General features: G+C 73.0%; 10 protein-coding genes. 5 read left to right on the top strand and 5 right to left on the bottom strand.

Annotated elements, in window-relative coordinates:
• Positions 1-3: 3 nt before the first annotated feature.
• Together ACTMS2_RS20440 and ACTMS2_RS20435 are read right to left on the bottom strand one after the other, a co-directional pair.
• Positions 4-171, bottom strand: a complete 168-nt coding sequence (locus tag ACTMS2_RS20440) for a hypothetical protein (RefSeq protein WP_172896616.1) — start codon at positions 169-171, stop codon at positions 4-6.
• 141 nt (positions 172-312) lie between these two features.
• Positions 313-705 (bottom strand): hypothetical protein, encoded by a 393-nt coding sequence (locus ACTMS2_RS20435; RefSeq protein WP_441176844.1) that lies wholly within the window; start codon positions 703-705, stop codon positions 313-315.
• A 60-nt stretch (positions 706-765) separates the two neighbouring features.
• Between ACTMS2_RS20435 and ACTMS2_RS20430 the strand changes: the two genes are divergently transcribed.
• The 3 genes from ACTMS2_RS20430 to ACTMS2_RS20420 all read left to right on the top strand — a co-directional run bounded on the left by ACTMS2_RS20430 (position 766) and on the right by ACTMS2_RS20420 (position 5,776).
• Positions 766-1,527: a M23 family metallopeptidase gene (locus ACTMS2_RS20430; RefSeq protein WP_441176843.1), complete on the top strand. Its 762-nt coding sequence runs from the start codon at positions 766-768 to the stop codon at positions 1,525-1,527.
• A 171-nt stretch (positions 1,528-1,698) separates the two neighbouring features.
• The gene (locus ACTMS2_RS20425) at positions 1,699-4,635 is read left to right on the top strand and encodes a glycosyl hydrolase (RefSeq protein WP_441176842.1); all 2,937 of its coding nucleotides are present in this window, start codon (positions 1,699-1,701) and stop codon (positions 4,633-4,635) included.
• Between the two features lie 64 nt (positions 4,636-4,699).
• Entirely contained in the window at positions 4,700-5,776 is a 1,077-nt protein-coding gene (locus ACTMS2_RS20420; RefSeq protein ID WP_357722319.1) for a PHP domain-containing protein, read from the top strand.
• Here ACTMS2_RS20420 and ACTMS2_RS20415 read toward each other — a convergent pair.
• Complete coding sequence (locus ACTMS2_RS20415) at positions 5,761-6,765, bottom strand: DMT family transporter (RefSeq protein ID WP_441176841.1); 1,005 nt, start codon at positions 6,763-6,765, stop codon at positions 5,761-5,763. The genes ACTMS2_RS20420 and ACTMS2_RS20415 overlap by 16 nt on opposite strands.
• A gap of 341 nt (positions 6,766-7,106) precedes the next feature.
• Between ACTMS2_RS20415 and ACTMS2_RS20410 the strand changes: the two genes are divergently transcribed.
• Together ACTMS2_RS20410 and ACTMS2_RS20405 are read left to right on the top strand one after the other, a co-directional pair.
• On the top strand, positions 7,107-7,361 hold the full coding sequence (locus ACTMS2_RS20410) for a hypothetical protein (RefSeq protein ID WP_441176840.1): 255 nt from the start codon (positions 7,107-7,109) through the stop codon (positions 7,359-7,361).
• A gap of 52 nt (positions 7,362-7,413) precedes the next feature.
• Positions 7,414-9,084, top strand: coding sequence for a DUF885 domain-containing protein (locus tag ACTMS2_RS20405; RefSeq protein ID WP_441176839.1), 1,671 nt, complete (start codon positions 7,414-7,416; stop codon positions 9,082-9,084).
• Between the two features lie 58 nt (positions 9,085-9,142).
• Here the strand turns inward: ACTMS2_RS20405 and ACTMS2_RS20400 are convergent, their stop codons facing one another.
• Together ACTMS2_RS20400 and ACTMS2_RS20395 are read right to left on the bottom strand one after the other, a co-directional pair.
• Entirely contained in the window at positions 9,143-10,285 is a 1,143-nt protein-coding gene (locus ACTMS2_RS20400) for a hypothetical protein (RefSeq protein WP_441176838.1), read from the bottom strand.
• Between the two features lie 472 nt (positions 10,286-10,757).
• A complete protein-coding gene (locus tag ACTMS2_RS20395) occupies positions 10,758-11,777 on the bottom strand; it encodes a DUF3068 domain-containing protein (protein ID WP_441176837.1) in 1,020 nt (339 codons plus the stop codon).
• Positions 11,778-11,814 lie beyond the last annotated feature (37 nt).

The raw sequence follows: 11,814 nt of genomic DNA, 5'->3' as shown, positions 1-11,814 counted from the left end.
TCGTCAGCCGGCGACCCGGCGGCGGGTGGCGATCAGCTCCCGCAGGCGATCGGTGCGCACCCGTTGCGGCCGTACGCGCTGGCGTACCGCCCGGGCGCCCGCCAACTCGGCGAGGAGCTGCTGGCGACGGCGGCTGCGCTCGGGATCGAGCCGCGGAGTGGTCCAGGCCATACCGCCGAGGGTGCCGAGTTCCGGCGGCCACGTCAAGACGGGATTCGCTGCGCAGCCGGCCCGCGACGCAGCGCAGCCGCGGGCCTGCCGGAGCGGGCCCGGGGAGGGGCGGGAGCCGGTCGCGGAGGGGCCGGCCCCGGTTCACCAGAGCGGCCAGTCCCCGCTCGACGCCCACCGCGCCACCACGATGGCGGCGGCGATGCTCCACCCGCCGGCGGTGACGATCGCGACCCCGGTGGCCACCCCACGGTCACCCGCGCGGACCAGCAGCAGCGCGACGAGCCAGGCCAGCCCGCCGGCCAGCAGCGTCCACCAGGCGTAGCCGGAGACGCCGCGACCGAGCAGGCCGAACAGGAGCAGCCACACGGTCGTCACGGCGGCACCGGACGCGACGCCGCCGCCGGTGACCGGGTGCGGTTCGCGGTAGGTGGGCTGCGTCGGCGGCCCGGACGGGAAGAGCCCCGAGGGCACCCGTGGCGCCGGCCGGAACCCGGCGCCCGGCTCGGGCGGGAAGGCGTACCCTCCGGTCGTCACCGACCCCTCCCCTCTGCCGTGGACCTCGTCCCACCGTACCGACTCTGCCAGGATGACCGGATGCCCTCGCCGACGATCGGACGCCGCGTGCGCCCGGCGTACCCGGTCCTGCTGGTGCTCGTGCCGGTCCTGGCCGCCGGCTGCGCGACGACCCGGCCCGGGACGACGCCCGGGGCACCGCGCCCGAGCCTGCCGGCGACGGCCGGGCAGCCGCCGGCCCCGGCCGCGACCCCGACTCCGGCCGGCACCCCGACGGCCGCCGCCCCGACCGGCCCGTCGGCCGCGCCGAGTCGCGCCGGGCTGCCGCACGTCTTTCCGGTACGCGCGGCGAACGTCGCCTACCACCCGACCCACTCGGCCTACCCGGGGACGGACATCTTCGCCGACTGCGGCGAGCCGGTCGTGGCGGTGACCGACGGCGTGCTGCTGGAGGTCAGCCGGGTCGACCGGTTCGACCGGCGCGGGCCACGGGGGCCGCACAACGGTGGGCTGTCGGTGTCGCTGCTCGGCGACGACGGGGTGCGCTACTACGGCTCGCACCTGCGCCGCATCGCCGACGGGATCGACGCCGGGGTGCGGGTGCGCGCCGGGCAGCGGCTCGGCGAGGTGGGCCGGACCGGGAACGCGAACAACGTCTGCCACCTGCACTTCGGCATCTCCCCGCCGTGCACCGGGCGGGACGGCTGGTGGATCCGCCGGGGCGTGGTCTGGCCGGCGCCCTACCTGAACTCGTGGCGGCGCAAGGGCAACAAGGAACCGGCCGCCGAGGTGGCCGCCTGGCACCGCCGCAACGGCTGCCCGAAGGCGCCGCCCGCCGGCTGACGGAGCACTCCGTTTGTCGTCATCAGCGCTTCATCGGGCGGAAACATTGACGGGAGTCTCGGCGCTGAGCTAGCGTCCCGCTTCAAGAGAGCGCTCTCTCAAGTAGCTTTCCGCACAATTCGCCCGCAGAACGCGCCCGTCCCCGACCGGCGCCACCCGACCGGAGGCACTGTGACACCTCCTGCGACACGCCGTACCTGGGCCGTGGCGGCCACCTCCGCCCTCGCCCTCGTCCTCGGCGGCCTCGCCGTCGTGACCACCACCCCCGCCCAGGCCGCCACCGTCGGCGCCGGCAGCTACACCACCGACCGGGTGGGCCCCCTGCCCACCGGCTGCGGAGACATGACCACCAACCCCCGGCAGTTCGCCACCGCCGACGCGCCCGGCGGGCCGATCCCCACCAACGACTGGTGGTCGTCGCTGCTGTGGAAGCGGACGAACTGCTCCTACAGCGAGCCGCTGCACGCGCACCCCGTCTCCTACCAGCCCTTCGGCGACGGCCTCGGCCTCTCGGCCACCTCCACCCCCACGATCACCGGCACCGCCACCGGGGTCGGCGAGTTCAAGTACACGTACTCCGAGGACATCCGCGTCGGCCTCGCCGCGCTCGGCGCCCCCGTCGTCAAGGTCGACGGCTGGACCGACTGGACGGTCACCCCGTACTGGAACGACGGCGCCCGGACCATGCGCGCCACCATCGGCCACGGCCTGCCGTTCGCGTACTTCCGCGCCAGCGGCGGCGACGCGCTGATCAACGCCACCGGGGGCGCCGCCACGGTCTGGTCGAACAGCGGCGCCACCATCGGCTTCACCGTCCGGGGACACGACTACGTCGCGTACGCGCCCACCGGCGCCACCTGGTCCGTCAACGGCGGCCGGATCACCTCCAACCTGGCCGGGAAGGGCTACTTCTCGGTCGCCCTGCTGCCCACCACGCCGAGCACCGACGCCGCGTCCCGCGCCGAACTGGCCACCACCTACGGCCGGTACGCCCACGCCCACGTCACCGGCACCCGCGTCTCGTACGCGTACGACCAGGCGACCAGCACCGTCAACACCACGTACGCGTTCACCACGACCGCCCGCGAGGGCACCGCCAACCGGACGGTCGTCAGCCTCTACCCGCACCAGTGGCGGTCGCTGACCGGTGCCACCCCGCTGGCGCTCACCTACCCGTCGGCGCGCGGCCGGATGAAGGTGCTCACCGGCGTGGACGCGTTCCGCACCTCGATGAAGTTCAACGGGGTGCTGCCGGAGGTGCCGGCCGTCGCGACCGGCAACGGCGCGGACCTGAGCACGCTGCGCAGCCACCTGGCGGCGGTCCGGGGCAACCCGATGGACCAGCGCGGCGGCGACACCTACTGGACGGGCAAGGGCCTGGGCCGGGCCGCCCGCATCGCCGAGATCGCCGACCAGGTCGGCGACGCCGAGACCCGTACCGCCGCGCTGAACGCCATCCGGAGCACGCTCACCGACTGGCTCACCGCGACGCCCGGGGAGACCGCGAAGCTCTTCCACTACGACCGCAACTGGGGAACCCTGATCGGCTACCCGGCGTCGTACGGCTCCGACCAGGAGCTCAACGACCACCACTTCCACTACGGCTACTACATCGCCGCCGCCGCCACGCTGGCCAAGTTCGACCCGGCCTGGGCCCGGCAGGACCAGTACGGCGGCATGATCGACCTGCTGATCCGGGACGCGAACAACTACGACCGCAGCGACAACCGCTTCCCGTACCTGCGCGACTTCGACATCTACGCCGGGCACGACTGGGCGGCCGGGCACGGCTCGTTCCACGCCGGCAACAACCAGGAGTCCTCGTCCGAGGGGATGAACTTCGCCAACGCCCTCATCCAGTGGGGACAGGCCACCGGCAACACCGCCGTACGCGACGCCGGCATCTTCATCCACACCACGCAGGCCGCGGCGATCCACGAGTACTGGTTCGACGTGACGAACGAGAACTACCCGGCGGCGTTCGGGCACTCCACGGTCGGCATGGTCTGGGGTGACGGCGGCGCGTACGCCACCTGGTTCAGCGCCGACCCGGAGATGATCCAGGGCATCAACATGCTCCCGGTCACCGGCGGGCACCTCTACCTCGGCCAGTACCCGGCGTCCAACCGGACGAACTACCAGGAGCTGGTGCGCAACAACGGTGGCGAACCGACGGTGTGGCAGGACATCCTCTGGCAGTTCCTGGCGCTCGGCGACCCGGACGCGGCGCTGGCGAAGCTCCGCGCGAACCCCGGGTACACGCCGGAGGAGGGCGAGAGCCGGGCGCACACCTTCCACTGGATCCGCAACCTCGCCGCCCTCGGGACGGTGCACACCCCGGTCACGGCCAACCACCCGCTGGCGGCGGTGTTCCAGCGCAACGGCGCGCGCACCTACGTGGCGAGCAACATCACCGCCGCACCGCTGACGGTCACGTTCTCCGACGGCACCCGGCTCGACGTGCCCGCCGGAAAGACGGCGACCAGCGGGGCGTACACCTGGAGCGGTGGCACCGCGACCGGCGGGGTCAGCGGCACGACGCCGCCCACGACCACCCCGCCCACCACGGCCCCGCCGACGACGGCCCCGCCCACCACGGCTCCGCCGACGACCCCGCCGCCCACCACCCCGCCGCCGGCGGACTTCCCCACCCGGTACCTGCTGCCGAACGGCGGACTGGCCGCGGCCGGCGGCCCGGCGACCGCCACGGTGGCCGGCGCGGGCGGCGCGAACCGCGACGGCACGCCCACCAACCCGCAGGTCTTCACCGCGACGGGCCTGGACCTGGCGTACGCCGGCGGCCAGACCACGTTCGACCTCTTCCTCGACGCCGGCACCGCCGTCGGCAACGGGGTGCAGGTACGCGTCTCCTACGACCTGACCGGCAACGGCAGCTGGGAGCGGGTGGAGACCTACCGGTACTTCGCCACCGACCCGGTACCCGGCTACGAGCGCTACACCCAGCAGAGCGGCCTGCACTCCGCCACCGGCGCCCTCGGCAACCTGTCGAACGGCACCGTACGGGTGGAGGTCTGGTCGGCGATCGGCAACAACCCGACCACCGTCGGCATCGGCGACAGGTCGCTGGTGAAGCTCCCGCACTCCTGATCCCGAGACCCTCCGCGCCGCCGGTCGTCCGACGACCGGCGGCGCGGAGGCGTATTTTCCATGCATGAGCGCCCGGGACCCCATCGCCGACCTGCGCCGCATCGCCTTCCTCCTCGAACGCGCCAACGAGGCGACCTACCGGGTCCGGGCGTTCCGGTCGGCGGCCACGGCCCTCGCCGCGCTGCCGGGCAGCGAGGTGGCCGAGCGGGCCCGCACCGGCAAGCTCACGGAGCTGTCCGGCGTCGGCGACGTCACCGCCCGCTGCGTGGCCGAGTCGCTCGCCGGCGAGGAGCCGGTCTACCTGCGCCGGCTGCTCGCCACGGAGGGCACCGACCTGGACGCGGCGGCCACCGCGCTGCGCACCGCGCTGCGCGGCGACTGCCACACCCACTCGGACTGGTCCGACGGAGGCTCACCCATCGAGGAGATGGCGCTCGCGGCGGTCGAACTCGGCCACGAGTACGTGGTGCTGACCGACCACTCCCCCCGGCTGAAGGTGGCGCGGGGCCTGACCGCCGACCGGCTGCGCCGGCAGCTCGACCACGTGGCGAAGGTCAACGAGGCGCTGCCGGAAGGCTTCCGCATCCTGACCGGCATCGAGGTGGACATCCTCGCGGACGGGTCGCTCGACCAGGACGAGGAGCTGCTGGCCCGCCTCGACGTGGTGGTCGGCTCGGTGCACAGCGGCCTGAACGACGAGCGGGCGAAGATGACGCGGCGGATGCTGACCGCCATCGCCAACCCGCACCTGGACATCCTCGGCCACTGCACCGGGCGGATGGTGTCGTCCCGGCCCGCCGGGGTGAAGGGGCCCGGCGACCGGGCGCACCGGCCGCGTACCCGGGCGGAGAGCGACTTCGACGCCGACGCCGTCTTCGCCGCCTGCGCCGAGCACGGCGTGGCCGTCGAGATCAACTCTCGGCCGGAGCGGCAGGACCCGCCGAAGCGGCTGATCCGCCGGGCGCTGGAGGCGGGCTGCGACTTCGCCATCGACACCGACGCGCACGCCCCCGGGCAGCTCGACTGGCAGCGGTTCGGCTGCGAGCGCGCCGCCCTGTGCGGGGTGCCCGCCGACCGGGTCGTCAACACGTGGGACGCCGACCGGCTGGTGGACTGGGCCCGCGCTCACGCCACCGGCTGACCCGCCTGCCGCCGCACCTTCTGGACGGTGCTCTCGCGGCGGCCCGCCGGCCCGGCGACGTCGGCGGGTGCGGGCCGGCGGCCGATCAGGCCCTGGGAGACGGCGACGCCGAACAGCACGACGAGCGCGCCCACCGGCTGGTGCCAGGTCAGCCGCTCGTCGAGGGCCAGGGCGCCGATCAGCACCGCGAACACCGGCACCAGGTAGGTCACGGTGGAGGCGGTGCTCGCCCCGGCGAGCCGGATGTTGCGCAGGTTGATGACGAAGGCCAGGCCGGTGCCGAGCGCCCCGAGCGCGAGCACGCTGGCGAGCACCTCGGCCGAGAGGCTTGTCGGCGTCGGGGGCGCCCCCGCCACCAGCGGCGCAACGACCGCGAGCTGGGCGGTCGCGACCAGCAGCTGCGCCGCCGAGAGCGAGAGCCCGGAGTGCGCGCTGCCCGCGACGTACTTCTTCTGGTACGGGATGGCGACCCCGTAGCAGGCGGCCGCGCCCAGGCACATGAGCTGCCCGGTGAAGTGCGCCCCGCCCACCCCCTGCCAGACCCCGAGCACCACCAGCACCCCCGCGAAGCCCAGCGTCATCCCGACCGCCCGGCGTGCGGTCAGCCGCTCGGTGCGGAACACCAGCACGGCGAGCGGCAGCACGATGAGCGGGGTGGTGGCGTTCCAGATGCCCGCGAGCAACGACTCGACGCGCTGCTCGCCGTAGCCGAAGAGGGTGAACGGCACGGCGACGCCGAACGCGGCGACCACGGTCAGGTGCGCCCAGACGCGGGGCTCGGCGGGCAGCCGGTCGCGGAGCACGACGAGCACCACCAGCAGGGTCACCGCGCCGGCGCCGACCCGGTAGAGGGTGAGGTGCAGCGGGTGCAGCTCGCCGATGCCGATCTTGATGAACAGGAAGCTGGAGCCCCAGATGGCGGCCAGTGCGAGAAACCCGGGCAGCCAGCTCCGCAGCGCCGCCCGGTCAGGAGTGGAATCCACTGTCACCCCTGACACTCTGCCGCAGCCGTACGACGAAGTCCTGCGACTTTCGGACGCCGTGTCGACCACCACAGAAACCGCCTACGCTGGTGACGCGTTGACCACCCCGAGGAGGGTGCACGCCGTGGCGATGCCGATGCGTTTCGACCCGCTCGTCGACCTCGACGGCAGGTGGACGACCCAGTTCGCCGACCGGTACCTCCCGTTGCCGGAGCTGCCCGATGCGCGCTACGAGTGCGTCGACGCGAAGTTGGTCATGACGCCCGCCGAGGTCGGCACGAACAGCTACGGCGAGATAAAGCTCGCCCCGTCTGCTGTCACCCGCCGCGGAGACCCACGGGTTCTACGTGTTCGGGCAGGTGAACCTGACCTTCTCGCCGCGGCGCTGGATCCAGCCCGACGTCACCGTCCTGCACGCGCTGCCGAAGACCGACGAGGAGGACCGGTGGATCCCGGCCCACCTCTGCACGATGGCGGCGGAGTTCTTCACCCTCGGCAAGTTCGGCGGTTACGACACCGTCGCCAGGGCGGTCGGCGGTCGGCGGCTCTCGGCCGACCTGCCGTTCCCGATCGACTTCGACCCCGCCGACCTGCTGCCCTGAACACGCAGAACGCGTTCGACAACCCGGCGGTGCCCTCACGTAGGGTCGCAGCGTGGGACGAATCGATGACCTCGCGAACCGCTACGTGGCCGACTGGGCGCCGCTGAGCCCGATCGGCGCCACCTACGTCGGCATCGCCGGCTACGACGACCAGCTCGACGACCTGTCACCCGACGGCTACACGGCCCGGGCGGAGCTGATCCGGCAGACGCTGGCCGACCTGGACGTGACCGAGCCGGAGTCGGAGGCGGAGCGCACCGCCAAGGAGGCCATGCAGGAACGCCTCGGCCTCGACCTCGCCCGCTACGACGCCGGAGAGGCGAGCAGCGAGGTCAACGTGATCTCCAGTGGTCTGCACGAGGTCCGCATGGTCTTCGACCTGATGCCGACCGAGAGCGACGACGCGAAGGCCAACGTGGCGGCCCGGCTCAACCGCTTCGCCAGCACCCTGGAGGGCTACAAGACGACGCTGCGCGAGGCGGCCGCCGCCGGCCACGTCAGCGCCCGGGTGCAGCTCGTCGAGGTCGCCAAGCAGTGCGACGTGTGGGTCGACCCGGACGGCGACAACTTCTTCCACGGTCTGGTCGAGCGGCTGGGCGCGGACGGCACCCTCGGCGCCGAGCTGCGTCGGGGCGCGGCGGCGGCGACCGCGGCGACGGCCGAGTTCGGCCAGTTCCTCCGCACCGAGCTGGCCCCGCTCGGCCGGGAGAAACAGGCCGCGGGCCGCGAGCGCTACGAGCTGGCCTCGCAGTACTTCCTCGGCGCCAGGGTCGACCTCGACGAGACGTACGCCTGGGGCTTCGAGGAGCTGGCCCGGCTCGAGGCCGACATGCGGACGGTGTCCGGCCGGATCGTCGGCCCCGGTGCCACCATCGACGAGGCGGTCGCGGCGCTGGACGCCGACCCGGCCCGGACGATCCGGGGCAAGGAGGCCTTCCGGGACTGGATGCAGGCCCTCGCCGACAAGGCCATCGACGAGCTGAACGGCACCCACTTCGACATCCCCGAGCAGGTCCGCCGCATCGAGTGCTGCCTGGCCCCGACGAGCGACGGCGCGATCTACTACACCGGCCCGAGCGAGGACTTCTCCCGCCCCGGCCGGATGTGGTGGGCGGTGCCGCAGGGCATCACCGACTTCTCCACCTGGCGCGAGGTGACCACCGTCTTCCACGAGGGCGTACCGGGTCACCACCTCCAGGTCGCCCAGACCGCCGTACGGGCCGAGCTGCTCAACCGGTGGCAGCGGCTGCTCTGCTGGGTCTCCGGGCACGGCGAGGGCTGGGCGCTCTACGCGGAGCGGCTGATGGACGAGCTGGGCTACCTGGAGGACCCGGGCGACAAGCTCGGCATGCTCGACGGCCAGGCGTTCCGGGCCGCCCGGGTCATCGTCGACATCGGCATGCACCTGGAGCTGGAGATCCCGAAGGACAACCCGTTCGACTTCCACCCGGGCGAGCGCTGGACGCCGGAGCTGGGCTGGGAGTTCATGCGGGCGCACTGCCGGGTGCCGGACGAGAACCTGCGCTTCGAGCTGAACCGCTACCTCGGCTGGCCGGGGCAGGCTCCCTCCTACAAGGTGGGCGAGCGGATCTGGCTCCAGGCCCGCGACGAGGCGAAGGCCCGCAAGGGCGCCGACTTCGACCTCAGGGAGTTCCACCGCCAGGCGCTCGACCTCGGCTCGCTGGGGCTCGACCCGTTGCGCAAGGCGCTCGCCCGCCTCTGAGGTGGGCGGTGCGGGGCCGGAGGGACACCGGCCCCGCACCGGGTGGTGGGGAGTGGGGTCAGGGAAGGGTCAGCTTCAACGCCGGCTGGGCGGTCAGCGTGTCGCTGCTGACGTACGCCAGGTCCATGGCCGGGTCGGTGAAGGTGATCGGCACCGGTGACGTGACCGGCAGGCCGTCGGGGAGCGGCAGGTCCGGCGTCAGGGTGATCTCGACGCCGAGCAGCCGCCCGGCGAAGCGGGTGGCGTAGAAGGCGACGTCGCCCCGCACCGTCAGCTCGTCCGTGGCGAAGCGCATCGTCCGGCCAGCCGGCCCGGGCGCGCGGAGCAGGAAGTCGTCGGTGACCGCCCGGTCCATGGTGAACTTCAAGGCCCGCAGGCTGCCGTCGGCCGTGGGCAGGTCGACGATGCCCTCGAACCGCAGCCCGTACATCGTCACCTTCGAGCCGGTGAGCTTCGACGGAACCGCCGCCACCACCGGCTGCCCGGGATCGGGGGCGATCCGCGGCAGGGGCTCGCCCGGCGGCGTCTCCCCGATCGGGCTCGGCTTCGGACCGGCCGGGACGCACCCATGGTCGGGGTCGGTCGGGTGCTCGCCGGGCTGTCCGGTCGGGGTGGGGCCGACGCTCGGGCCGGCGGTCGGGGTGGGGCCGACGCTCGGGCCGGCGGTCGGGGTGGGGCCGGCGGTCGGCGTGGGGCCGAGGCTCGGCGTGGCCGACGGCGTCGCCCCTGCGGCTGCCTTCTCGTCGTCGTCCCGACCGCCGTCGAAGAGCTGCCCGACGCCGTCCAGAAGGTGGACGACACCACCGCCTCGCGAGGGCGACGGGCTGGGACCGACCGGGGCGGCGGCCGACGCGCTCAACGTGCCGGTCGGGGCCGGCGGCGTCCCGCCCGGACCGGGAGTCGTGGTCGGGCAGGCGGGAGCCAACAGCGCGGCCGCACCCACCGGCGTCGGGCCGGGGGCGGTGAGGGCCACGGCGGCCGCCAGGCCGAGCAACACCGGAAGCACCGCGTACGAGCTGTGGCCGCGCCGCCCGCCGCCCGACCGGGAGGGCCCGTCGACCGGTGCCGGCTCGGCGGGTGGAGCGTCGGACCGGGGAGACGGGACGGGACCGGCGTCCGGCATCCTGGCGGAACCGGCTGGGAGCATCGCCGCGAAGCGCTGCCACCGGGTACGGCCCTGGTTGTCGAACCGATCCTGCACGGGTCTCCTCCTCGGCGATGTCGCGCAGACGGCCGGTCGGCGACGTGGCGGCCCCGCACCTGCCCTCGCCCCTGTTACCAGCGGGTAACGAGTGTGCCGATGATGCTGCTCCTGCGCGCCACGGCCCACAAGACCCCGGCCACCCGCGGGCGGCTCCCGCTCCACACGAGGAGGCGCCCCGGTGACCCAAAGTGGAGGACGTCGACCCGCTGACGCCCAGACGAAGCGACCATGCCAGACATATGCCGCATGGGACGATCACCATGAGTGGTGATCAATCGATGCATCACGATTTAGTAACGAGGCCGTCGCGCACCGCAGACGGCGAAGGGGCGGACCGCCCCGGTCCACCCCTCCGCACGACGCTCAGCGCATGGTCAGCGCTGGTCAACCTCATCCTCACCCGCTGCTGGCGTCAGACCCGGCACCACCGGATCACGCCACTTCGTCGACACCGGGGATCCTCAGTCGCTCAGGGACTCGGGACGGCGGGCTGCTCGGCGGTCACGTCCGCCCGGTGACGCGGCTCCGCGGCCGGCTGGGCCGCGCCCCGCCGGACCACCAGCACACCGGCGACCGCCAGGATCAGGCCCAGCAGCACCAGGCCGATCGGCGCCCACACGCCGAGAAGGGTGAGCTTCTGCCGGCTGTCCTCCGCCCGCTTGACCGAGGCGGCGACGGTCTCCTCGTTGTACGAGAAGTCGGCGTCCAGCAGCGTGGCCGGCGCGCCGATGTCCGGTACCAGGGTCTTGCGCTGCACCTCGCGCACCTTGAGGAACGAGCCGGTCACCGGGTCGATCCAGACGCTACGGGTGTTGCTGTAGACGACCTTGCCGCTGGTCGCACCCGGCGCGAGCGTGCCGAGCAGCAGCTTGACCCGCTCGGCCGCCAGGTTCAGCTGCTCGTCGGTGATCACCTGCTCGTAGCGGTAGGACTCGATACCCTTGATGTCCTCGGTGCCCTTGAACTCCGCCGGCCGCACGTCCCGCAGGTCACGGTCGTAGATCTGGTAGGTCTTCTTCTCCGCGCCAAACGGGAACTTGTACATCTGGCCGGAGAACTGCACCTTCTCCCGCGTACCGGTGTCGTCCAGGTACTGGTTGTTCCAGTCGAGCGCGGAACCGGAGACCCGGTCCAGGGCCAGCGCCAGGCCGTACGCGCTGACCAGCTCCTTGGAATCCGTCCGCTCCACGGTCTGCCCGACCTGCCAGACGACGGCCTTGCCGTCGAGGTCACCGGAGAGTTCGCCGGTCGTCTTCGCGTCGGGCGAGACGCGGACGGTGGACTTGAGGTCGGCGCGGTTGATCGCGATCTTGCCGTTGGTGATCTGGAGGAAGGTGGCACTCCTCGCCTCGGCGACCGAAGTCGACGCCTCCAGATCGTAGGGCAGCTTGGACATCGCCGGCTTGACCACGAACACAAGCCCGGCGGCAAGCGCCAGGAGCAGTATGCCGCTGCCGAACAGCACGGCACCTATGGCGCGGTGCTTCATGTTTCCTCCCCGGAGGACCTAATTTTCGCCGCTGTCG

This window comes from Micromonospora sp. SD12, from assembly GCF_052068495.1.
Classification (GTDB): domain Bacteria; phylum Actinomycetota; class Actinomycetes; order Mycobacteriales; family Micromonosporaceae; genus Micromonospora; species Micromonospora echinofusca.
Note: the sequence above shows the minus strand (reverse complement) of the source record. Positions and strands in the feature narration are given on the sequence as shown.